This window comes from Mycobacterium sp. RTGN5 (genome assembly GCF_033804465.1).
GTDB lineage: Bacteria > Actinomycetota > Actinomycetes > Mycobacteriales > Mycobacteriaceae > Mycobacterium.
The window spans coordinates 1-23,084 of record NZ_JAPZLA010000002.1 but is presented as its reverse complement, the minus strand read 5'-3'; the positions used below and the strand labels follow the sequence as shown (position 1 = coordinate 23,084).

Sequence of the window (23,084 nt, the reverse complement as noted above, 5' to 3'; positions counted from 1 at the left end):
CGAACTACTGAACGGCCGCCCGCTGCAGGACGCCGACCTGATCCGGGCAGTACGTGGCGATCGCTGCGCCGAGGAACTGGATCGCCTGACCCTGGTCGCTGCCCAACGGCAGGTTGGTCAGGATGAACTTGGCGGACGTGTAGGTGTCTTTGTCCAGGCCGGTGGCCAGGCGCTTGCAGGTGATCTTGCCGATCCACGCGTTGTAGTCACGAGGCCCGTAGATCCCGAAGGTGTGCAGCGTGTTGGCGAAATCGGTGTCGGGATCGGCGTGCGACGGCGCGGCCAGGACGATCGGCGCCGCGACGGCCGCAACGGCGGCCATGGCAAGCCTCGTAACGTTCATGGGCAAGATTGTAGGACAGCTAAGCACCACCGCAAGCGGCATCCCTCAGATTCGCCCGGGGTGACGTCCGAATCTCACTTCGGGGATGATGTGACCTCGGGCACGAACCGCCGAGGGGAGTCGATTGCCGAAGCTGGCGGGGGGTATCGTCCCGAACAGTTAAGTGAGCTAATCTCTCAGTTAAATCAGCTAAGCTGTCGCGACCAGACACGAAGAAAATGGGGTTGAGATGAGACGGACGGCCGCGCTCACGAACAGCGCTGAAGGAGTTATCGCGCTGTCCGTGTCGGCCTCGTAGTCTCGTCGGGGAGTCCAATGGTCAAGGCATTGAAGCGGGCGTGGATCCCGCTGGTCATCGTGCTCGTGGTAGCCCTCGCCGCGTTCGGCGTCCTCCGGCTGCACGGCGTCTTCGGCAAGACCGAACTCACCCGTCCCGGCAGCGGCCTGGCCAACGACACCAAGCCGTTCAATCCCAAAGAGGTGACGTATCAGATCTTCGGCCCCGAGGGCGCGGTGGCAACGATTAACTACCTCGACCTCGACGCTCAGCCGCAGATCGCCCGCGACGTCACGCTGCCGTGGTCGCTCACGCTGACCACAACCGCCCCGGCTGCCAGCGCCAACATCGTCGCCCAAGGCGACACCGACACCATCGGCTGCCGCATCCTGGTCGACGACGTGCTCAAGGATGAGAAGACCTCAAGCGGTGTCAACGCCCAGACCTTCTGCCTGGTGAAGTCCGCATGACCGACCTCCAGGCCCCGCCCAAGAAGAACCCACTCATCCCCCGGTTCGTCCGGGCGTTCTCGGTACCGATCGTGCTGCTCTGGCTCGGGCTCGTCGTCGTCCTGAGCGTTGCCGTGCCCTCGCTGGAGCAGGTCAGCCAAGAGCACACCGTGTCGTTGGCTCCCGAGGACGCGCCATCGATGCTGGCGATGAAGCAGGTCGGCAAGACCTTCCAGGAGTTCGACTCCAACAGCAGCGCGATGGTCCTGCTGGAAAGCGACCAGGAGCTGGGCCCCGAGGCGCATCACTACTACGACACCTTGATCCAGAAGCTTCGCGAGGATGCCAAGCACGTCGAGCACATCCAGGATTTCTGGGGCGATCCGCTGACCGCCGCCGGTTCTCAGAGTGCCGATGGCAAGGCCGCCTACGTCCAGATTTATCTGGCGGGCAATCAGGGCGAGGCCCTGGCCAACGAATCGATCGACGCGGTCACCAAGATCGTCAATGCCAATCCGCCACCGGCCGGAATCAAGGTCTTCGTCACCGGCCCAACGGCATTGAGTCACGATCAGCACAACGCGGGCGACTCGGCCGTCAAGATGATCGAGGGCATCACGATCGCGGTGATCTTCGTGATGCTGCTCCTGGTCTACCGGTCCATCACGACGGTGATCCTCGTGTTGGTCATGGTGTTCACCGAACTCACCGCGGCCCGGGGCGTCATCGCCTTCCTCGGCCACTACGAGCTCATCGGCCTGTCGACATTCGCGGTCAATCTGCTGGCGACTCTGGCGATAGCGGCGGCCACCGACTACGCGATATTCCTCATAGGCCGCTACCACGAGGCCAGGCTTTCCGGCGAGGACCGCGAGACGGCCTTCTACTCCATGTATCACGGCACGGCGCACGTGATTCTGGGCTCGGGCCTGACGATCGCGGGCGCTACCTTCTGCCTGCACTTCACCCGACTGCCCTACTTCCAATCGCTCGGCTTCCCATTGGCCATCGGCATGTTGGTCGTGGTGTTTGCGGCACTGACCCTTGGCGCCGCCGTGATCTCGATCGGCGCCCGGTTCGGAATGTTCGAACCGAAGCGGAAGATGAACACCCACACGTGGCGGCGCGTCGGAGCCGCGGTAGTCCGTTGGCCCGGACCGATTCTCGTCGCCTCGATCGCATTGTCCTTGATCGGTCTGCTGGCGCTGCCGACATACAAGACCAACTACAACGACCGCTACTACCTGCCCGGCGACATCCCCGCCAACCAGGGCTACGCGGCCGCAGATCGGCACTTCCCCCAAGCCCGGATGAATCCCGAGCTGCTACTCATCGAAACCGACCATGATGTGCGGAACCCCTCCGACATGCTGGTGGTCGACCGAGTCGCCAGATCGATCTTCCATATTCCCGGCATCGGTCGGGTACAGACGATCACCCGCCCGCTTGGCACCCCGATCGAGCACACCTCGATCCCCTTCATCATCAGCATGCAGGGCACCAACCAGACGATGAACATGTCCTATCTCCAAGATCGGATGAAGGACATGTTGAAGATGGGTGACGAGCTACAGGTCACCATCGACACCATGGAGCGCATGCTCGCGCTGACCAAAGAGATGGTCGGTATCACGCACAGCATGGTCGGCAAGACCAAGCAGATGGTCGCCGACACCAACCAAATCCGCGACAACATCTCCAATTTCGACGATTTCTTCCGGCCGATCCGCAATTACCTGTACTGGGAACCGCACTGCTACGACATCCCGCTCTGCCAGGCGATGCGGTCCATCTTCGATTCGCTCGACGGAATCGACACTCTCAGTGACGATCTCGGGGCACTCGTCGTCGACATGGACAAGCTCGACGTCCTGATGCCGAAGATGGTCCAGGTCATGCCGCCGATGATCGCGACTATGAAGACCATGAAGGCCACCATGCTGACGATGCAGTCCACGATGGGTGGCCTGCAGGATCAGATGGACGCCATGCAGCAGAACGCGACCGCGTTGGGGCAGGCGTACGACGCGTCGAAGAACGACGATTCGTTCTACCTGCCGCCCGAGGTGTTCGATAATCCGGAGTTCAAGCGCGGCCTGAAGATGTTCGTCTCGCCGGACGGAAAAGCGGTGCGGTTCATCATCTCCCATGAAGGAGACCCCGCGACGCCAGAAGGCATCTCGCACATCGACAAGATCAAGAACGCCGCATTCGAAGCGATCAAGGGCACCCCGCTCGAGGGCTCGAAGGTCTTCCTGGGCGGCACCGCGTCGGTCTACAAGGACATGCAGCAGGGCGCCAACTACGACCTGATGATCGCCGGGATCTCGGCGCTGTGCCTGATCTTCATCATCATGTTGGTGATCACCCGAAGTGTGGTGGCCGCCGGGGTGATCGTGGGCACGGTGGTGCTATCGCTTGGCGCGTCGTTCGGACTCTCGGTGCTGCTCTGGCAGCACATACTCGGTCAACCGCTGCACTGGCTGGTGCTCGCGATGGCGGTGATCATCCTGCTTGCGGTGGGCTCGGACTACAACCTGCTACTGGTGGCCCGATTCAAGGAAGAGATCCATGCGGGGCTGAACACCGGAATCATCCGGGCGATGGCCGGCAGTGGTTCGGTGGTGACGTCGGCAGGCTTGGTGTTCGCCTTCACCATGGCCTCGATGTCAGCCAGCCCGCTGCGGGTCGGTGGCCAGGTGGGAACGACGATCGCCCTTGGCCTGTTGTTCGACACGCTGGTGGTCCGCTCCTTCATGACACCGTCCATCGCGGCCCTGCTCGGGAAGTGGTTCTGGTGGCCCCAGCGGGTGCGTCAGCGCCCGCTGCCGCAACCGTGGCCGTCGCCAGCGGAATCGGCGGAGCGGCCGTCGGTGGACGCCGGCGCGCCTGGTGGTTCGCCGCCGCCGTCGCAGCCAACCTGACCGGACGGGTCGTCGGCTGTTCGGAACCTGTTCAGCTCCCGTTCGCACAGTGGCAAGTCCGGCCATGACTTTGCTGTCATCCTTGACGACAGCCCTGTAGGCCGGCCGTCCAGGAAGGACCCTGATGTCGCTCGAACTGCGCTACGTCGCACCGCTGCTGCTTGGTATCGGAGCGTCGATTGTGCTGGCCCCGTTGGCCGTTGCCGATCCACCCAGCATCCCCGAGCCTGGCTCGGAGTCGGCTGCCGCCACTATCCGTGACCTCGACGCCGCGGGTTTCGATGTCTCGCTGCAGTACGAGAACGGCGTCCCCAACGGCGGGCTGTCGCAGTGCACCGTGACCGACATCAACACCCAGGGGTCGGCAGGCAGCCAGGGGATCGCCTACGTCACGATCAACTGCTCCAAGTAGCCTCAGCGCACTTCTTGCAGCGCGGCGACGGTATCGATTTCCTCTAGCGCCGTCACCGCTCTCCGTAAGCCCTCGAGGGCGACACCGTCGTCCTGCATCCCACCAAGGCCCGCGGTTGCCAAGCCCGAAACATACGGGTGCACAACGGCTTGCCGGTAGCGCGTCCACAGTTCGTCACGATCCAGCTCCGGGCCGCCGAGGGCGGCCAGTGCGCCGCGATAGACGTCGAGTAGATCGCGTTCGACACCTCCCCGGTCACTGACCGGCGTGCCGAGGACGATCGCGTAGGCGAGATCGCGGGCGGGATGGCCGCGCCGGACGACCTGCCAGTCCAGCAGGCCTGCCCGGCCGTCGCGGAAGTAGGTGTTCCCTGGGTGAGAGTCGCCGTGCAAGACCGTGTGCGGCCCGCTGTCGATCGCAGCGGTGGCGGCGGCAAAGTTCTCCCAGATGTAGCGGCCCGCGCCCACCGGTATCGCGGTCACGTCCGCTAGTCTGCGTGCCGAGAGCCGCATCACCGACGGCGTCATGAGATTGGCCGGATCGTCCGAGGGGGCCAGCAGCCAGCCGAATTGCCCACCGCCGCCGCGCTTTTGCGGCAATCGACCCCAGAACGTCGCGTGCAGTCCGGCCAAGACTTCGACGAGTTGTGCCATCTGATCGCCTGCCAGCGGGTGCAGGGTGTCCGGGAACTGGCACGGCGAGGTGGTCATGTCCTCGAGGACGACGACGAAGCGACCCGTCAGGCTGTCGAACGCCGAGCCATACGAGCGCGGAACGCCTGCACCGAGTTCGGGTGCCAGCTCGCGGTAGAACCGCGCCTCCGTCTCCCCCAGACCGGCCAGCTCGCCCAGCATCCTGATACCCGCACCCGCGGCCGACATCTTCACGAACACCGATGGCGGAAGGCCATCGCCGCTGAGCCCGAGCCGCGCCCGGCTCGACGTTCCTGCCGCACCGTCGAGGTGCGTCACCTCATCGACCCGCCGACCGAGGATCGTCGATAGCGCCTCAGGCGTGAGGTCTCCGATCCGCCGCGGGAACGACCTCGTGGCCCCCAATGCACTGTCGAGGGCAAGGCGCCGCACACCGCGGCCTACATGGGCGCCGAAGCGCATAGCCGAACGCACCGTTGGACCATACCGCCAGCGCCTACCGCACAGTTACAAATCTGTGTGAATGTGTAAACTGCCCACACAGCAGACAAGAAAGGCAACGCAATTGGGCATCGTGACCACGAGCTCGGAGACGGCCTTCAGCCAGTCATCGGAGACGCTCTACGACTTCGTCACCAATCCGGCGAACTGGACCAAGACGTATCCCGGAAGCAACTACGTGGGCAAGCTCGACACGCTGCCGCTGGCGATCGGCGACACCTGGGAAGAGGGCGGCCCCGACGGGGACCGCATCTTCACCTGGCATCTGGCCATCGCCGTGCGGCCCAAACTGTGGGTGTTCAACTCGGTGGGCCGGCTCGGCCACGATCGCGAGGGCAACGGCGGCATGGACGGGCGGATCACCGTCCAGTACCACTTCACGACGCCCGGCGAGGGCATCACGTTGTTCACCCGAACGATGACCATCGAGGCGCCGAAGGACGCGCCGATGCCCGACGGATTCTTCCGAATCGTCAACCCCGCCAACATCGATCGCTATCACGCCGCGATCGCGCGGGAGCTCACCTCAATCAGTTGAGGCCGTGATGGTGGTTGCCACCGTCCTGGGTCGGCGCCGGCGGCGCGAGCACCGAGGGTGAGAACTTGTTGCCATCGGTGGGGCTCAGCACCTTCTCGGTGGGCGTTGCCGACGGGCTGCTTGACGGCGTCGTTGAGACGGTCGTCGTCGTGGTGGAGGGAGGCGTCTTGTCCTCGCTCTTGCTGCACGACGCGACGAACGAAGCCATCGTGATGAGTGCGGCGCCGCCGACAACTGCGGCGATACGGGTACGAAGGGAGGGCGAAGTCATGAGGTTCCTTTTCAGAAGCGGCGAACTCGCCCTCGCCGGGGGCCTTAGATAGGCTTGAATGCCTGTTCAAACGAGATCGTGCCAGGTATTCACAGAAATGGCAATCAGCGGAGTTTCCTCGCGGCGAAATCACAGTCACGTCACGATTCGCCGACGTCGGGCCCAGTGGACCGTGATCGTATAGCCGCACTGGCTTCTCGCAATCGTTTGACCGGGGAATTTGTTTGCAGGCTCGTGGCCAGAGTGAGCCATGAGGTTTGCCAGATGGGGTACCGTCAGCTCATTACCAAGGGGAGATAGTGATGAGTTCGACGAATAATGCCTCGGCGTATGTGGGTCGGATCGGCGGCTTGGCGGTGGGCCTGGGAGTAGGCGTGGCGATCCTCGCCGGTGCCGGTGCGGCCTGGGCGGACAGCTCCGGTTCCGGTGACTCGGGCTCAGCGACGCATAGCTCGTCGGCGCACAGCTCATCGGCGAAGTCGAGCAAGCCTGCGGCATCGTCGGCACGAACCTCGAACAAGGCCCCCGCGCGCAGCGCGAAGCCCACGGCGCCGCGGGCGGTCACCAAGCTCCCGTCCCCGGACTCCCCTGAGACGGACTCCCCTGTCACGGACTCCCCCGCCGTAGCCGCCCTGTCGGCCGTGGCGACATCGGGCCGCCGCGAGACCGCGCCCGCAGCGGCCACCAGACCGGCCGCCGCCGTGGTGACTTCTCAGCCGAGCAGTATCAGCTCGGCCCCGGTCGGCTGGGTGACGGGACAGGCCAACAACACGCGGTGGCCCCAGACCAACAACACCGCCGGCTTCGGGATCTACGGCACCGACGTGGGCGTCATGTGGGAGAACGGGCTGACCGGCAAGATCCAGCTGGCGTTCGGCGACACCTTCAGCGGGCCGAACATGACCGGCGACTGGCGCTCCAACGTGTTGCTGCTCAGCACCGACAAGAACCTGTCCAACGGCCTGACCCTGTTGCCGACCGGTTACGCCTACCAGTTCATCCCGAGTTCCAGGGGTGCGTTGTCCCCGTTCTTCGGTTCCGAGGTGACGATCATCCCGACCTCGGCGATCTCGGTGAAGAACCAGCAGTACGTCAGCTACATGTCGGTCAAGTCCTGGGACACCCCGGGCCGATGGACCACCAACTACGCGGCGATCTCGACGTACGACGCCGCCACCGACAAGTGGACCCTGCTGCCCTCGACGATCCGGTCGGCGAGCTGGTTCGGCTCGTCGAGGGCCTACGTCCCGGGCAACCAGAACTTCCAGCAGTCGGCCTACGTCCTTGAGCCCGCCGACCAGGTCGCCGAGGGAGACACCCAGTACCTGTACGCATTCGGCACGCCGTCGGGACGCGCCGGCTCGGCATACCTGTCCCGGGTCGGGGTCGACGACGTCGACAATCTCGCCAAGTACCAGTACTGGAACGGAAACGATTGGGTGACCGGCAAGCCCGTCGCCGCAACCCCGATCATCGGCGATTCCACCCATTCCGCAGGCCTTTTCGGACCCATCATCGACTGGGCCAACAATCCCAACGTGTTGGGCGGAATGCTCGGCGGCCTCTTCGGCGCCAAGACCGGCGGCAATGTCAGCGAGATGTCCGTCCAGTACAACGATTACCTGGGCAAGTACGTGATGATGTACGGCGACGGCAATAACAACGTCAAGCTGCGCTATGCCGACGAGCCCAACGGCCAGTGGTCCACGCCGATCACGGTGGCGACCTCCGCGGCGTACCCGGGGCTGTACGCGCCGATGATCCACCCGTGGTCGGGCACCGGAAAGTTGGTCGACAACAACGGCAATCCCGACGACAGCAACCTGTACTGGAACATGTCGATCTGGGGCGACTACAACGTCATCCTGATGAAGACCGACCTATCCTCGCTGAAGTCCACGCTGGTCTAGTCCCACCTCGAACGTCGTGAGTGACGTTCACAGGTCATCTAAGTCTGTAATTCAGACTCTGCTAGGCTCGCGGTCATGTCCGCCGTCCGCGACCAGATCAGCACCGAAAACTGTTCGGTCAAGCGGGCACTGGACGTCGTCGGCGAAAAATGGGCACTTCTTGTCCTGCGTGAGGCGTTCTACGGCGCGCGGCGCTTCGAGCGGTTCCAGACCCGCATCGGCTGCCCCCGCCAAGTCTTGACCGACCGGCTCAGCACCCTCGTCGCCGCCGGCGTGCTGCGGAAGGTCCCGTATCAGGAACCCGGCCAACGGGAACGCCACGAGTACCGGCTGACCGAGAAGGGCCGCGATCTGCTGCCCGCGGTGATCGCGTTGATGCAGTGGGGCGACAAATGGGAGGCCGACTCCGCAGGCCCCCCGGTTGAGGTCGTGCACCGGGATTGCGGGCATCCCGTCGAACTGACGCTGCGATGTCGCGCCGATCAGACCCCGTTGACCGCCTACGACACCGAGCCCCGACCCGGGCCGGGCGCACGACTTGCCGAGACCGGAAAGACGATCCCCGAAAAGAAGATGCGATGACCACCACCCTGCATTCGTTCGATTCCGCAATCGACCTGGCCGACAACGGGATCGGACAGTACGTCGGCCAGACCACCCCGGAGTACGCGAACATGGTCGGCCCGTTCGGCGGGGTGACGGCCGCGGCGATCATCCGCGCGATCGAGCGGCACCCCGAGCGGATCGGTGAGCCCGTCGCATTGACGGTCAACTACCTGGCCCCGGTCACCGACGGCAGTTTCGACGTCACCGTGCGCGCGGCGCGGACCAACCGGTCCAATCAGCACTGGACCGCCGAGGTGGCCCAAGGGCACGGGCTGACCACCACCGCGACCGCCGTCTTCGGCGTCCGCCGAGACGCCTGGTCCGACACCGAGGCCACGATGCCGTCCGCGCCGGACCCCGAAACCATGGCGCACGCAACGCTTCCCGGGCCCGTTCCGTGGATGCGTAACTACGACATGCGCTATGTGGACGGTGGACTGCCGACCGAGCCCGCCGAGAGTACGTCGTCCACCACAACGCTGTGGGTGCGCCAACGTCCGGCCCGGGCGCTCGACTTCGCCGCGCTCACCGCGCTCAGCGACGTGTTCTACCCGAGGGTGTTTCTGCGCCGCGGGCGAATGCTGCCGGCCGGCACGATCTCGCTGACGACCTACTTCCATGTCGACGGTGCGGAACTGGCCGCCCAGGGCACCGATTACCTCCTGGCCACTGCGCACGCCCAACGCTATGCGCGCGGCTACTTCGACCAGACCGCGCAGATTTGGGGTCGCGACGCGCGGCTACTGGCCACCAGTCACCAAATCGTCTACTACAAAGACTGAATGGCCGAAAACGCCGATCCGCCGGTAGCCCGCCGGTGGCCTCACATCCTGCGGCTTGGGCTTTTCGTCGCGTTCCTGCTGGGACTGTTCTACCTGGTAGCGGTGTCCCGGGTGATCGACGTGGGGCAGGTTCGTGATGCGGTGGCCGCGACCGGGCCGCTGGCTCCCCTGGTCTACCTGGCGGTTTCGGCGCTCCTGGCCGCGGTGTTCGTCCCTGGCCCGCTGCTGGCCGCCGGCAGCGGCGTGCTCTTCGGTCCGCTGCTCGGCACGTTCGTGACTTTGGGTTCGGCGGTGACGACGGCGCTGATCGCCGCGCTGCTCGGCAGGCGTGCCGGGCGGGATAGTGCACGGGTCCTGCTCGGGCCGGACTGGTCGGCGCGCATCGACGGCCAGATCCAGCGCCGTGGCTTATGGGCGGTCGTGGGCCAGCGGTTCGTGCCGGGCATCTCCGACGCGATGGCGTCCTACGCGTTCGGCGCTTTTGGAATGCCGTTGTGGCAGATGGCGATCGGGGCCTTTATCGGCTCGGCACCCCGGGCGTTCGTCTACACCGCACTGGGGTCGTCGATCTCGGATCTGTCCTCACCGCTGGCCTACGTCGCGCTCGGGGTCTGGTGCATCACCGCGATCATCGGGGCATTCGCCGCGCACCGCGGGTATCGCGGATGGCGGCGTGGCCGGGACAGCGGGTCCCTCCCCACTGAGTGAGGAGGGACCCCCTGCCCCCTGGCGTCTAGTGGGCCTTGTGACTGTGGTGGTCTGCCTTGTGCGGGTGCTTCGGGCCGCTGGCCGAGTCACCGTTACCGCCGTTGCCGTCGTTGCCGTCGTTGGCAGCCGAGGTCGCGGAGGTCGCAGAGGGCTTGTGCCGCACTGGCTTTGCCGCCGCAGCGGGCGTAACACTCGGCGTGGCCGTTGCGTCATCGTCAGCCTTGGCCGGTGTGTCGGTCTTGGCAGGCGTGTCGGTCTTGGCAGGCGTGTCAGCCTTGGCAGGCGTGTCAGTCGTCGCCGAGGTGTCGGTCTTCGCCGGCGTCTCGGTCGTCGTCGACGCGGCGGGCAGGGCCTTGGTGTGGACCGCTGCCGCGGTGACGGCTGCCGGCGGCTTCAGCGCGTTGGCGATCTGGTGTGCCAGCGTCTGCAGGGCTGCGATCGGGCCGCCCACGTTGAGCACGATGCCGTTCGAGAGATCCAACCCGCCGAGGCTGAACAGGCCACCGGCCAGCACGGGGAAGTCACTGCCGACCAGCGGGCCCAGGTCGGGGCCGAACCCGCCGTTGAGTATGCCGCCGATGATCGTCGCCGGGCCGGTGAGGAGCGCGTTCACGACTTGTTGCGGATCGCCGGCGTGCACTGCATCGATCACGTTCTGCATGGCCGCGCCGGTGGCACTGAGACCGGTGATGACCGGTCCGAGTAGGCCGACGACGTAGAGGCCATCCTGGAGTGGATCACGGAAAACCCCGGCCACGTTGAGCAGGTTCTGGAATGGCTGGGTGATGAACTTCTCGACGGCAGGCAGGAAGTTGATCAGCGGCAGGCCGACTGCCAGCGGGACAGTGAGCAGGGCGTTGGTCGCCGCTTCGACATTGCCCGCGGCAAGCGACGTGACCACCGTCTTCAACAGCTCGGGGGTGGTGGCCGAGAGTGCCGTGAACAGACCGGTACCTAGGGCGCCCAGTGCCGTCCCAAGGTCGGTCAGGCTGGCCACCTGATTGGCGGCGATCTGCTTGATCACCTCGCCGGGATCGCCTGCGTCGGCGAGAGCCTGGAGGTTGGCGGCCGCGGCCTGGAACACCGCCTTGTAGGCGTCGATCGGGCTGACCGCCGCCGCGAGCGTCGTCGCGTCGAAGTGGATCGCCGGCAGGTGGAGGTTAGGCACCGGTGGCGCGATCGGCGAGGCGGCAATGACGCCGGCACCGAGGAGCGCCACGCCAGCCGTGACGGAGGAACGAACAACACGTTGCATGAGGGGTCCCGAAATGTTGAGGTTTGTACTGACAATCGGAACCTACTGCCGGGTAAGTTTGCCTGACCATCGCACGAATTGATGAGATCGTCAGCGAGCAGCCGCTACGGAATCAGTGGCCTCGGGACGTCTTGGTGCTCATCGCGTTGGCGAGCTGCACCCGCGACCGAACCCCCATTTTGCGGAAGACCGCACGTAGATGGGTGTTGACGGTGTGGACCGATACACCGAGTGTGGAGGCCACGGATTGGTTGGTGTGGCCCTCACTCACCAGCTGCGCCACCCGCTCTTCCGCCTTGGTCAGGGCCTCCCGCTCGTCGGCGGGCGCGCCGGCCCGGCTCAGATTCCGTTCGACACCGCGGAGGTAGTGGTGCGCACCGAGCCCGGCGAAAACGTCGTGTGCCTCCGATAACACCGCGACTCCGGTGTGCCGGTCGCCCTTGTCGACCAGCAGGGCGCCGTAGTCGGCCAGCGCTCCGGCCAACAGCAGCGACCGCGGCGACTCGCGCAGGATCTTGACCGCGCTGCGCAGGGTGGCCGGGTCGCGCGCGACGAATCCTTCGACATGCAGTGCCACTCCCTCGAAACTGGCGACACCGGGGTTGCGCTCGGCCGCGAGCTTCGCGCGTTCGACTGTCTCGCGGGCGAATTCGTGGTCGCCTGCGGCGACGGCGATACCGGCCTGCACGCGCAGCAGCTCCGGATTCCTCGGCCACCACGACCGGGACTGTGCCAGTGCTGCCATCAGCGGCTTGAAGATTCGCACACTCTCCTCGAACCGGCCTTCCGCACCGGCGATGCGGGCTTTGATCAACAGCACCGGCGGTTGGCGCACGGCATCGTCGGTGGGTCCGGCCTCCTCGGCCGAGTGCAGCCGTTGCCGCGCCAAGGCCAGATCGCCGCGGATGACCGCCACGATGCTGGCGATCAGCCACGCCTCGAATTTGTGGACGTAGGTGCCGATCTCGTCGCACAGGTGGATCACCGTCAGGGCGCCGGCTTCGGCTTCCGCCAGCCGTCCAAGCTTGAAGTCCTGCAACAGTTGAGCGAACACCAGCGACGGCAGGCCGTACTCGCCGGGACTCCCGTGCTCGCCTTGATCGGCCCGGGTCAGCAGCTCTTCGGCTTCGGCGAAGCGATCAAGCTGCTGCAACGCCAAGATCTCACCGGCCAGATACGTGGTGCCGCCCAGCGCGCGCAGCGCCCGGTAGTGCCCGCGCGCAGACGCGTGCCTGCCTTCCGCGGTGCCCGCCTCGGCCAGTGCCTGCAAGGCCAGAAGTTGGGTGCGTTCGTCACCGAGAGCACGTCCCCGCAACAGCGCCGCCTCGGCGGCCGCAGTGGCCTCTTGCGCGGTGCCGGCACGAGTGAGCACCAGCGCCTCGACCGCCGCAAGACGGGCGTGAAGGCGCGGGGACAACGCGGGCCGAGCCCTCGCGTCGACGAGGCGCCGGTCAATCTCGCCCAGCTGACCTGTCAACCAAAGTGCTTGGGCAGCAAGTGATTGCAGGTGAGCCCGGGCATCGGTGTCGAATGTCGCGGTGAGCAGCGTGTCGATGACGGCGACGGCGTCATTTCCGCGCTGGGCGCGGATCAGGATCTCGGCGCACTGCTCGCCGATCTCCAATCGCTGCGTGTGCTCAGGGCCGAGCAAGGAGAAGGCCTCGACGATCAGCGGCGCGGCCACCGCCGGCATGGTCAGCGAGGTCTGGGCGGCGGCACCGCGAAGAATCTCGACTACCTCGAGATCCCCGAACCTGGCCCCGGCGCGCGCGTGCGGCGCGGCGGCCACCACGCCCTTGCCCGACGCCACCAGATATTTGGCGCACCGCAGATGCAGCTCACGGCGCGCCGACGCGGGCACATTCTGATACGCCGCTTCGCGAATCAGGTCGTGCGCGAAGACGATGTGGTCGCGATCGTCGCCCAGCAAGCCGCGGGCATGGGCTTCCCTGCGCAACGCAGCGATCACCATGATGGCGGATTCGCCGAGCAATTCGGCCGCGTCGGAGAGGTCCAGCGGCCGGCCCCAGATTGCGGCCAGCTCCACCAACTCACCAGTGCGCCCACCGAGCGAGCGCAGCCGAGCGTCGATCGCGGCCGCAAAGGAGGCCGGAATGTCGTCGGCGGCCAACCCGGCAGCACGCGCGGCCGCCGCTCCCGTCAGCAGCTGCACCGCCAGGAACGGGTTACCGCCCACGGCATGCAAGCGCCTACGGGTCACGCCCTCGGCCGGGCCACCGAGGTAGTCGTGAGCGAGCACGTCGAGGGCGACGTCGCTCAGCGGGCCAAGCACCAGCCGATGCCGTTCGACGCCGTCGACGGTGTCGGCCCCGGTGTCTGCGACGTCGCGGCTCACGACCAGCCACACCACCGGGGATCCGGTCAGCCTGCTCGGCAATGTGTCGAGGGCGAAGCGGGTTACCGGGTCCGCCCACTGGACGTCGTCGATCACGATCAGGACGGGTGTGCGCGCGGAGACATCAGCGAGCAGCGAGGCGATGCGGTCGACGAGCCACAACGGCTGGTGGTGCAGTGGCGCGAGGTCGGCGAAACCATCGGCGTCCAGCAATGGGTTCGGCCCCGAACGCAGCGCAACCAGCAGCGGCGCACCCGCCGCGATCTGATGGAGTTCCTCGGCCTTGCCGAATCCGACGGCGAAGCCGGCGTCGGCCGCCTGGGTGGAGATGGCCTGTACCAGGGCGGTCTTCCCGATGCCGGCTTGACCGCGTAGGCAGATCACCGCGCCTCGGCCCTCGCCACTGGCCCGCCGCAGCAATGACGCCACGGCGGTCAGTTCGCCATCTCGGCCCCTCAGGACATTGACCATTGCCGTTAATAACCGCTGACGAGCCGCATCGCTTCCCGCAGCACGGGATACTGACGCCATGGCTGATCGCAACGTGCTGGGCGGTCCCCTCGAACCGTGCGGAACCGAGCCGATGACGGGCTTCTATCGCGACGGCTGCTGTTCGACGGGCCCGGAGGATGCCGGCCGGCACACGATCTGTGCGGTCGTGACCGCCGAGTTCCTCGAGCACCAGCGCTCGATCGGCAACGACTTGGCGACCCCGATGCCGCAGTACCGGTTCCCCGGTCTGACGCCGGGCGACCGGTGGTGCGTCACGGCGCTGAACTGGCTGCGCGCCCACACCGACGGCCATGCCGCGCCGGTGGTGCTGGCCTGCACCCACGAACGGACCCTGGAGGTTGTCCCGCTGGAGACGTTGCAGGAGTATGCCGTCGACGTGCCCGACGACATCGGCAGCCTGTGATCAGAAGTAGCCGTTGGCCGGCGGCCACGCGCCGTTGACCACGTAGTTGCCCGCCGCGTGGGCCTTGTAGGCCAGCGGACTGTGGGTGGCGACCGTGCGGACGTTGCGCCAGTGCCGATCGAGGTTGAGCGAGCGCGCCGTGGCCGACGCCCCGCCGGTGTCGAAGAGCCGCTCGGCCGCGGCCAGGGTCAGCCTCTCGGCGATCAGCTGCGCTTCGGCGACGACGATCGCCACCCGGGCAAGTTCGTCGCCATCGCCGGTACGACCGGAGTCCACCACCGCGTCGAGCGCGTCGGCAGCGGTGAGTACCAGCGCCTCGGCGGCGGACGCGTTCGCGGCGATCTCGCCGACCGCCTGCAATGTGAACGGATCACCGGCGGCGGTGTCGGACAGCGAATGCGATGCCGGCCGCGCCTTGTTCTGCACGTACCAGACGGCGTCGTCACGGGCGGCCGCCGCGATACCGGCGGCCACCGCGGCCAGATACAGCTGCAGGAACGCGGTGCTGTGGCCCAGGTGCTTGCCGTCGGACACGGTGGTCACCTCGTGCGGGCGGACCTCGACATTGGTGAACCGGGTGCCACCGCTGGCGGTGGTGCGCTGGCCAAAGCCCTCCCAGTCGTCGAACAGTTCGACCCCGGCGCGGTCGACCGGGACGATCGCCTGCAGGTCCCTGCCCTCGGCGTCGCTGGCCGAGACCGCGATCAGGTCGGCGAAAAGCGTTCCGGTGGAATAGAACTTGTAACCGTTGAGCCGCAGCACGCCGGCGCCGTCGGCCAGCAGTGTGGTGTCCGCACCCGCAGGCGACTTGCCCTTCGCGTCGGTGATCGCGTTGCCAAGGATCACTCCGGCGTTGACCCGCGGGAACCATTCCTCGCGCTCGGCTTCGGTGGCGCGGTTGCTCAGCAGGCGCTCGGCGAACCCAAAGTGCGGCCGAAGTGCCTGCGCCACATTGGAACTGCCGCGCGCGATCCGGATGACCGCGGTCAGCACATCACGCACCGAGCCACCTGGGCCGCCGTAGCGGGCCGGCACCCGAAGGGTCAGCGCACCGGTGCGGCGGATCGCCTCGACGGCGTCGTACTGCAGCACCCGGTCCCGTTCGGCGGCGGCATCGCTCTGGCGCAGGTCCTCGACCACCGCGGTGAGCCGGTCCAGACGCTCGGCCGGCGTCCCGTCCAGCGGCTCACTGGTGAACCTCGGACGCGGCGCCACCGGCCGGGATGCTTCAGAAGTCTGTGCGGTCATGGGCGTTTGACAGCCTTTCAGCGGTAATGGCTGATGATGTGGTCGGCGAAGCGGTCCAGCTCGGACTCGATCGGCTGGAACTGCAGCATGAACAATTCGATCCCGGCCGCGTGGAAGGCGTCGATCCGCTCGATCACCTGCTCGTAACTGCCGACCAGGCCGGCGAGTGTGCCGCCGTTGGAACCGACCCGTTGCGTATTGGCGAGCACCTTGTACATGGCGGTGTTCGGGTCGGTGCCGCTGGAGATCTCGGGCCGCGATTCGGCATCGATCAGCGCCTGCAGGTGTGCCTCCTCGGCCTTTGCCTCGGCTTCGGTGGGGCGCGCAATCACGAAGGCCGACAAGCCGAATCGCAGCTGCCCGCGGTCGCGCGGCCGGGCCCGCAGGTCCTCGATGAGCGCGGTGGTGTCGGCAAGAGGCCTTCCGTTGATGAAATACACGTCGCCGTGCGAGGCGCCCAGCGCCCGGCCCGGCTCCGATTCGCCGCCGACGTATACCGGTGGGACATGCGTCGGGACCGGCCGCACCAAGGCCTGCTGTCCCCCGTGTCCAGCGATGTCGACATGCTTACCGCTCCACAGGTCCAGAATGGTCTGCAGCCACTCCTGGGTGTAGGCGTAACGGTCGTCGTGGGCCAGCGCATCGATACCCAGTGCCTCGAGTTCGGGCAGGAACCAGCCGCTGACCACGTTGATGGACAACCGGCCGCCGGAGATGTCGGCGATGTTGGCCGCCACCTTGGCGAACACCAGCGGATTGAACAGCAGTGGCTTGATCGCCCCGATCAGCTCGATCCGCTCGGTGGCTTCGGCGAGTGCGGCAAGGGTGGACCACGTTTCCAGGACGTCGTTCTCGGTGTCGCTGGGATGGATCACGTGCTGGGCGACCAATGTCGCGTCATAGCCCAGACTCTCGGCACGCACAAGCAGATCGCGGGTGCGCCGGTAGCTGGCGTCCGGCCGATCGTCCGGATGCAGGCGGGCGCCGTGGTTGCCGTAGACCGGGGCCCACACCCCAAACCGTGGTCCGCTCATGACGTGGTCAGGTAGCGGTGCCGCTCCCAGTCACTGACATGACTGGTGTAGGCCTGCCATTCGCTGCGGGCGATGGCGACGAAGTCGAGCACCGAATCCCGGCCGAGGATCTCCAGGATCGTGTCGTCCTGTTCGGCCAGCGCCAGCGCGGTGCCCAGCGAGTCCGGCAGCGGTGAGCCCTTGCCATACAGGTTGCCCGTTCCGGCGGGCGCCGGCGGACGGCCGGCCTCCAGGCCCGCAACCACCGCGGCCAGCGCCGACGCGATCAGCCAGTACGGGTTGGCATCCGAAGCACCCGAACGCAATTCGATGCGAGACGCACTCGGCGATTCCTCCACCAGCGACCGGATGGCCGCGCTGCGGTTGTCCCGGCTCCAGTTCACCGTGTCGGGGGCGAACGAGTCCGGTGTGTAGCGCCGGTAGGCGTTCACCGAGTGCGCCCCGAACAAGGTGATCGACGGAAGGTGCTCGAGCAGGCCGGCAATGGCGAGCAGAGTCAGCTCGCCCTCTTCGCCATCCGCTGGGGCGAACGCGGGTTCGTCACCGCGCCATAGCGAAATATGCAGGTGCGCCGAGCTTCCCGAGTGCTCGGAGAACGGCTTGGGCATGAAGCTGGCCACCTTGCCGTGCTTGCGGGCGACCTGCTTGGCGGCATACTTCAGTCGCGCGCCGTCGTCGGCGGCGGCCAGCGCGTCGGTGTACACCAGGTTGGTCTCCACCTGACCCGGGCCGTACTCGGTCTGCACGCCCTCCAGCCGGGTGAAGGCGCCGAGGGTGTCGTGAATGTCAGAGATCAACGGATCCAACCCGTTGGCGTTCTCCAACGAATAGGCGTGGATGTCGTTCTGGATGGGTGAGCCGTCAGGCTGAAGTAGATAGAACTCGAACTCGACGCCCACCTTTGCGGTGAAACCCAACGAACCCAGCCGCGCGATCACCCGGCGCAGCACCCCACGCGGGTCGAGCAGCGACGGCGTCCCGTCGGGGCGGACGATGTCCGAAATCACGTGGCCGACACCGGCCCGCCACGGCAGTGGTTTGTACGTCGAGAAATCGGGGATCGCGAGGACGTCGGGATAGCCGTCGTCCCAGTTGGTCAGCCGCAAGCCGTCGATCACGGTACCGTCAGTGTTCCATCCCAAGGCCGCCTCGCAGAACCCGAATCCGTGCTTGGCACGGTCGATGAATTGCTTTGCGGGGATCCGTTTTCCGGCGGCGTGGCCGAAGGGGTCGCTCCAGGCCACCTCAATCTCGGTCAGCGAGCCGTCATGCAGGCGCCCCAGCAGCTCGGACTCGGCATCATGCACCTGCGTCACGGTCAGGGCCTCCTGGGACGTGAGAAAAAGGGACGGGTGGCCAACACTCTCTCCCGCGAGCCGACGGGAGAAAAAGGTTTAGCGTCGGCGTGAGCGCAACTACCTGCGCAGAGTTTGATTCTCGTTGAGCGTAGACATTCACAGCCGGTTAACGCCCAGGCAAAGGTATTGCGGTGTCCGTATTCGTCGACGTTGCGCCTCCCGGTGCCACCCGCCCACCGGGCGCGAGCAGGTTTCCGGGGTGGCTGACCCGCGTCGCGCTTCCCCTGCTCTCGCTACTGGTGTTCTTCATCGTCTGGCAGCTGGCCGCGGCGAGCGGGATCTGGAACCAGACCTTCGTGCCCTATCCGGGCACGGTGTGGCGGGCGTTCATCGACGTATCGACCACGCATGACGGTGTGCGCGGATACGCCGGCTACCTGCTCTGGGAGCACCTGTACATGACCCTGCGCCGGGTGTTCGCCGGCGTCGTGATCGGTGTTGCCGGCGGCGTCGTACTCGGCTTGTTAATGGGCTCGATCCCGTGGTTCCGCAGCGTGCTGGAGCCGTGGCTGACCTTCCTGCGGGCGTTGCCGCCGCTGGCGTACTTCTTCCTGCTGGTCATCTGGCTCGGTATCGATGAGGCGCCCAAGGTCACTCTGCTGGCGCTGGCGGCGCTGCCTCCCGCCGCGGTGGCCACCACCGCGGCCGTCGTGGCCGTGCCGGTCAGCCTGGTCGAGGCGGCCCGAGCATTGGGCGCCTCGCGCCGTGATGTGGTGCGCGACATCGTGATTCCCTCGGCCCTCCCGGAGACGTTCACCGGTATCCGACTGGCCGTCGGCATGGCCTACTCCTCGGTGGTCGCCGCCGAGCTGTTCAACGGCATTCCCGGTGTCGGCGGCCTGGTCAAGGACGCAAGCAATTACAACAACACCCCCGTCGTACTCGTCGGCATCTTCGCGATCGGTATCTCGGGGCTCGTGATCGACGGTCTGCTCCGCTCAGTCGAGCGTCGCGCCGTCCCTTGGAGAGGAAAGGTATGAACCTGAGGAAGCTCATCGCCGTGGCTGCCGCCGCCATCACCATGATCGGCATGGCCGGCTGCTCGGTCGATCACTCGAATTCGCAGGCGGGCAAGCCGACGCTGCGCATCGGGTACCAGACCTTCCCCAGCGGCGACCTGATCGTCAAGAACAACCGGTGGCTGGAAGACGCGTTGCCCGACTACAACATCAAGTGGGTCAAGTTCGACTCCGGGGCCGACGTCAACACCGCGTTCATCGCCAAGGAACTCGACTTCGGCAGCCTCGGCTCGAGCCCGGTCGCCCGCGGACTGTCGGCCCCGTTGAACATCCCCTACAGCGTCGCGTTCGTGCTCGACGTCGCCGGTGACAACGAGGCGCTCGTCGCCCGTAACGACAGTGGCATCAACTCCATTGCCGACCTGAAGGGCAAGCGGGTGGCCACCCCGTTCGCGTCGACCGCGCACTACAGTCTGCTCGCCGCACTGGCCCAGAACGGGTTGTCGCCCAGCGATGTTCAGCTGATCGACCTGCAGCCGCAGGCGATCCTGGCGGCCTGGGATCGCGGTGACATCGCGGCCGCCTACACCTGGCTGCCGACGCTGGACCAGCTGCGCAAGACCGGTAAGGACCTGATCACCAGCCGCCAGCTGGCCAAGGACGGCAAGCCGACCCTCGATCTGGCTGCGGTGGCGAACTCATTCGCCAAGGACCACCCCGAGGTCGTCGACGTCTGGCGCAAGCAGCAGGCCAGGGCACTGACGGTCATCCACAGCGACCCCGCCGCGGCGGCCAAGGCGATCGCCGCCGAAATCGGTTTGTCGCCAGCCGATGTCGAGGGGCAGCTCAAGCAGGGCGTCTACCTGACGCCGCAAGAGGTGGCCTCGCCGCAGTGGCTGGGCAGCCAGGGCAGCCCCGGCAATCTCGCGGCCAACCTGCAGAGCGCGTCGCAGTTCCTCGCCGACCAGAAGCAGATCCCGACGGCCGCCCCGCTCAAGACATTCCAGGACGCCATCTATACCCAGGGCTTGCCCGATGTCATCACCCAGTAAGGCAGCTGCCGATGAAGCGTCCCCGGTATCGGGGGCGCACAAGGACGGCGGTATCCAGATCCGGCATGTCGAGCACCGCTACGGCTCGACGACGGCGCTGGGACCGGTGGATCTCGATGTCGAGCCTGGCTCGTTCCTGGTCCTGGTCGGCGCATCGGGCTGCGGCAAGAGCACACTGCTGCGGTTGATCGCGGGATTCGAATCACCCAGCGACGGCGAGATCACGGTGTCGGGCCGGCGACCGGTTCCCGGCCAGACCGCGGGAGTGGTGTTCCAGCAGCCCCGGCTGTTCCCGTGGCGCAATGTCGGCGGCAACGTAGAACTGGCGCTGAAGTACGCAGGCACTCCGCGGGAGCGCCGGGCGTCGCGACGCGACGAACTTCTGCACCGGGTCGGGTTGGAAGATATTGCCCACCGCAAGATCTGGGAGATCAGCGGCGGTCAGCAGCAGCGCGTCGCGATCGCGCGGGCACTGGCATCCGAGCGGCCGGAGACCTCCCTGCTGCTGCTCGATGAGCCGTTCGCCGCGTTGGACGCACTCACCAGAGAGCGCCTGCAAGAAGACATTCGCGAGGTGAGTGCGGAGTCGGGGCGGACCACCGTGTTCGTCACCCACAGCGCTGACGAGGCCGCGTTCCTGGGATCACGCATCGTGGTGTTGACCCACCGTCCGGGCCAAGTCGCCCTTGACCTCTCGGTCGACCTGCCGCGTACCGGCATCGACCCCGACGAACTACGCCGCAGTGCCGAGTACGTGCGGCTGCGCCAGGAAGTCAGCAGGGCCGTCAAGGCCGCCGCGGCATAATCAACCGGCCCATTCGATCTCGAACTCGACGACCTGCTGGACCGGAACCGCGAGTGCCAGTGGGGTGAAGGTGTCGGCGACCTCGTCGCGGGCCACCCCGGTCACCACTCGCCCACCGAAACCCCGTGGATCGCCAGGGATCTCAATGGTCAGCGTGGTGGTGCCGGCGCCGGACGCCACCCGTACAAAGAATTGCTGATGCGGCACAACAGGTTTGACGATCACTGCGCCATCGGAATCGACGACACTGTGCCCTTCGCCGACCGTGACCGTGGCGGCATCGGCGGTGATCAATTCGAACGGACCGACCAACCCCGCCTCAACGACAGCGTCGGAGGCGACCAATGACGGGGCGACCGCCGCCCGCCGCGCCGCGCGGGCACCGGCGAGCAGGTAGTCGTAGAGGTGGACGACCGGTGCGGCGTTGCGGTACAGGCCTGAATCCGCGAGCCGGAAGGTCAGGTCGGTGAGGGTGGCATCGCCCTCGACGACCAGCCGGTAGTGCCGATAGCCCCCGCCCGGACGTCCGTGGCGGTGGTGAGCGACGGTGGCGCCGACGCCCAGCGACTTGCTGATTCGGCCGCCGCCGGCCGGCAACGTCACCCGGGAAGCCGCGACGTCGTCCCACACCTCGCCGTCACGGGACTTCTGCAGGGTCAGCACCGCGCCCGAGGCGCTCACGACATCGGCCGCGTACCCGGCGAGCTGGCGCTCCCCCTCGAACTCGACGCGCACCTCGCCGGCGCGCTCGGTGGTGCGGGCCGGGATGTTCAGCGGCCGATTGTCCAGTTCCAGCCCGTTCGTGAGGTACCAAATCGCGGCCTGGGTGCCGGCGATCGCCTCGTGCTCACTGATGTTGCGTGAGCCCAGCGCGTAGCCGGCCGCCCTGAGGTCACGGCTGAGCTGCGTGGTCGAGATGGCCGGGTAGGAATTGCGCAGGATCCAGGCGACTTCGGCCTCGTAGGCGCGGGCCCGCAGGTGCGGCACGGCCGCCCAGGTATCGGCGCGGTAGCGCGACGGCCTGGTGGGCGCGATGCCGGCGAAGTCCAGGGAGTACGCCTCGATGTTGGGGTTGAGGCGGATCAGGTCGGTACGCGCCGTCGTGCCGTCGGCGAACACGATGGTGTCGACGGTGTGCGAGTAGGTGCCGCCCCGGTAGCGGGTCATTCGCGACAGGTTGGCCGGGGCCGGCTGCGTCCGACCTCGGACAGCAACGTGCGCGGGTGCGGGTGCAAACAAAGACAGGGATGACATCGGGGTTGATCTCTCTGAGTACGTCGAAGCGCACAGGCGATCACGCCGAGAAGGCGGCGGGCTGAGCGCAGGGAGTTACGGCGTCAGAAGAATCAACAACAACAGAAGCGCACATCAAAGCAGCGCGTGTAACCGAGGCGCGGCGATGCGGGCTGTTGCATGCCAATACCATACGGCACCCTGCTGTCAAACTCGCAACCGACTTCGCATCACGCTGACGTCCAACCCTGTGCACGCCGCGGAAATACCGACGATGATTGGCGCCGACCCCAAGAAGTGGAGGACCCATGACGTCGGCCGAGAATGAATCGCAGGCTCTTGGTGGTGCGGCTGCCCGGCAGCTTGCCAATGCCACTAAGACTGTCCCCCAGCTGGAGACGATCACCCCCCGGTTTCTGCTGCACCTGCTGAGCTGGGTGCCGGTCGAGGCGGGTATTTACCGCGTCAACCGGGTGGTCAATCCCGACCAGGTG

The 23,084-nt window shown here is 66.5% G+C and carries 21 protein-coding genes and 1 pseudogene; 13 read left to right on the top strand and 9 right to left on the bottom strand.

The genetic code is table 11. The features are described from left to right. Positions 1-4 precede the first annotated feature (4 nt). Positions 5-343 carry a DUF732 domain-containing protein gene (locus tag SLQ31_RS12650; protein ID WP_319433129.1) on the bottom strand — a complete coding sequence of 113 codons (339 nt, stop codon included), beginning with the start codon at positions 341-343 and terminating at the stop codon, positions 5-7. A 315-nt stretch (positions 344-658) separates the two neighbouring features. Between SLQ31_RS12650 and SLQ31_RS12645 the strand changes: the two genes are divergently transcribed. The 3 genes from SLQ31_RS12645 (at position 659) to SLQ31_RS12635 (ending at position 4,405) form a co-directional block, all read left to right on the top strand. Then, complete coding sequence (locus SLQ31_RS12645) at positions 659-1,090, top strand: MmpS family transport accessory protein (protein ID WP_319433128.1); 432 nt, start codon at positions 659-661, stop codon at positions 1,088-1,090. Continuing rightward, a complete protein-coding gene (locus tag SLQ31_RS12640; RefSeq protein WP_319433127.1) occupies positions 1,087-3,993 on the top strand; it encodes an MMPL family transporter in 2,907 nt (968 codons plus the stop codon). Before SLQ31_RS12645 ends, SLQ31_RS12640 begins: the two co-directional genes overlap by 4 nt. A gap of 124 nt (positions 3,994-4,117) precedes the next feature. After that, complete coding sequence (locus SLQ31_RS12635) at positions 4,118-4,405, top strand: hypothetical protein (RefSeq protein WP_319433126.1); 288 nt, start codon at positions 4,118-4,120, stop codon at positions 4,403-4,405. A gap of 2 nt (positions 4,406-4,407) precedes the next feature. Here SLQ31_RS12635 and SLQ31_RS12630 read toward each other — a convergent pair whose 3' ends face one another. Further along, positions 4,408-5,520, bottom strand: coding sequence for an aminoglycoside phosphotransferase family protein (locus tag SLQ31_RS12630; protein ID WP_319434596.1), 1,113 nt, complete (start codon positions 5,518-5,520; stop codon positions 4,408-4,410). A gap of 103 nt (positions 5,521-5,623) precedes the next feature. On the opposite strand from SLQ31_RS12630, the gene SLQ31_RS12625 reads away from it, so the two are divergent. Beyond that, positions 5,624-6,097 carry an SRPBCC family protein gene (locus SLQ31_RS12625; protein WP_319433125.1) on the top strand — a complete coding sequence of 158 codons (474 nt, stop codon included), beginning with the start codon at positions 5,624-5,626 and terminating at the stop codon, positions 6,095-6,097. On the opposite strand, the gene SLQ31_RS12620 is transcribed toward SLQ31_RS12625, so the two are convergent. Beyond that, a complete protein-coding gene (locus SLQ31_RS12620) occupies positions 6,090-6,368 on the bottom strand; it encodes a hypothetical protein (RefSeq protein WP_319433123.1) in 279 nt (92 codons plus the stop codon). The two genes, SLQ31_RS12625 and SLQ31_RS12620, sit on opposite strands and share 8 nt — an antisense overlap. A 302-nt stretch (positions 6,369-6,670) precedes the next feature. Here SLQ31_RS12620 and SLQ31_RS12615 point away from each other — a divergent pair, with 302 nt between their 5' ends. The 4 genes from SLQ31_RS12615 (at position 6,671) to SLQ31_RS12600 (ending at position 10,374) form a co-directional block, all read left to right on the top strand. After that, the gene (locus SLQ31_RS12615) at positions 6,671-8,278 is read left to right on the top strand and encodes a DUF4185 domain-containing protein (RefSeq protein WP_319433122.1); all 1,608 of its coding nucleotides are present in this window, start codon (positions 6,671-6,673) and stop codon (positions 8,276-8,278) included. A gap of 75 nt (positions 8,279-8,353) precedes the next feature. Next, the gene (locus tag SLQ31_RS12610; RefSeq protein ID WP_319433121.1) at positions 8,354-8,860 is read left to right on the top strand and encodes a helix-turn-helix domain-containing protein; all 507 of its coding nucleotides are present in this window, start codon (positions 8,354-8,356) and stop codon (positions 8,858-8,860) included. After that, complete coding sequence (locus tag SLQ31_RS12605) at positions 8,857-9,666, top strand: thioesterase family protein (protein WP_319433119.1); 810 nt, start codon at positions 8,857-8,859, stop codon at positions 9,664-9,666. Before SLQ31_RS12610 ends, SLQ31_RS12605 begins: the two co-directional genes overlap by 4 nt. Continuing rightward, entirely contained in the window at positions 9,667-10,374 is a 708-nt protein-coding gene (locus SLQ31_RS12600) for a TVP38/TMEM64 family protein (protein WP_319433117.1), read from the top strand. Between the two features lie 25 nt (positions 10,375-10,399). Here the strand turns inward: SLQ31_RS12600 and SLQ31_RS12595 are convergent, their stop codons facing one another. Both SLQ31_RS12595 and SLQ31_RS12590 read right to left on the bottom strand, forming a co-directional pair. After that, positions 10,400-11,629 (bottom strand): hypothetical protein, encoded by a 1,230-nt coding sequence (locus SLQ31_RS12595; protein WP_319433116.1) that lies wholly within the window; start codon positions 11,627-11,629, stop codon positions 10,400-10,402. 112 nt (positions 11,630-11,741) lie between these two features. Then, a complete protein-coding gene (locus tag SLQ31_RS12590) occupies positions 11,742-14,456 on the bottom strand; it encodes an AAA family ATPase (protein ID WP_319433115.1) in 2,715 nt (904 codons plus the stop codon). 58 nt (positions 14,457-14,514) lie between these two features. Between SLQ31_RS12590 and SLQ31_RS12585 the strand changes: the two genes are divergently transcribed. Next, entirely contained in the window at positions 14,515-14,901 is a 387-nt protein-coding gene (locus SLQ31_RS12585) for a DUF2237 domain-containing protein (RefSeq protein ID WP_319433114.1), read from the top strand. On the opposite strand, the gene SLQ31_RS12580 is transcribed toward SLQ31_RS12585, so the two are convergent. The 3 genes from SLQ31_RS12580 to SLQ31_RS12570 are packed head-to-tail and all read right to left on the bottom strand — an operon-like array spanning position 14,902 to position 18,505. Next, positions 14,902-16,149: an acyl-CoA dehydrogenase family protein gene (locus tag SLQ31_RS12580; protein ID WP_319433112.1), complete on the bottom strand. Its 1,248-nt coding sequence runs from the start codon at positions 16,147-16,149 to the stop codon at positions 14,902-14,904. A 17-nt stretch (positions 16,150-16,166) separates the two neighbouring features. After that, positions 16,167-17,183 carry an LLM class flavin-dependent oxidoreductase gene (locus tag SLQ31_RS12575; protein WP_319433111.1) on the bottom strand — a complete coding sequence of 339 codons (1,017 nt, stop codon included), beginning with the start codon at positions 17,181-17,183 and terminating at the stop codon, positions 16,167-16,169. After that, positions 17,180-18,505 carry a glutamine synthetase family protein gene (locus SLQ31_RS12570; protein WP_319434594.1) on the bottom strand — a complete coding sequence of 442 codons (1,326 nt, stop codon included), beginning with the start codon at positions 18,503-18,505 and terminating at the stop codon, positions 17,180-17,182. Before SLQ31_RS12570 ends, SLQ31_RS12575 begins: the two co-directional genes overlap by 4 nt. A 167-nt stretch (positions 18,506-18,672) precedes the next feature. Here SLQ31_RS12570 and SLQ31_RS12565 point away from each other — a divergent pair, with 167 nt between their 5' ends. The 3 genes from SLQ31_RS12565 to SLQ31_RS12555 are packed head-to-tail and all read left to right on the top strand — an operon-like array spanning position 18,673 to position 21,357. Beyond that, positions 18,673-19,521, top strand: a complete 849-nt coding sequence (locus tag SLQ31_RS12565; RefSeq protein WP_319433109.1) for an ABC transporter permease — start codon at positions 18,673-18,675, stop codon at positions 19,519-19,521. Further along, positions 19,518-20,552 (top strand): ABC transporter substrate-binding protein, encoded by a 1,035-nt coding sequence (locus SLQ31_RS12560; RefSeq protein ID WP_319433107.1) that lies wholly within the window; start codon positions 19,518-19,520, stop codon positions 20,550-20,552. The genes SLQ31_RS12565 and SLQ31_RS12560 overlap by 4 nt, the downstream gene beginning before the upstream one ends. Continuing rightward, entirely contained in the window at positions 20,536-21,357 is an 822-nt protein-coding gene (locus SLQ31_RS12555) for an ABC transporter ATP-binding protein (RefSeq protein ID WP_319433106.1), read from the top strand. The genes SLQ31_RS12560 and SLQ31_RS12555 overlap by 17 nt, the downstream gene beginning before the upstream one ends. Here SLQ31_RS12555 and SLQ31_RS12550 read toward each other — a convergent pair whose 3' ends face one another. Beyond that, positions 21,358-22,611 carry a thioester domain-containing protein gene (locus SLQ31_RS12550; RefSeq protein WP_319433105.1) on the bottom strand — a complete coding sequence of 418 codons (1,254 nt, stop codon included), beginning with the start codon at positions 22,609-22,611 and terminating at the stop codon, positions 21,358-21,360. A gap of 287 nt (positions 22,612-22,898) precedes the next feature. On the opposite strand from SLQ31_RS12550, the pseudogene SLQ31_RS12545 reads away from it, so the two are divergent. Continuing rightward, positions 22,899-23,084 (top strand): annotated as a pseudogene (locus SLQ31_RS12545) (hypothetical protein); the annotation flags it as partial.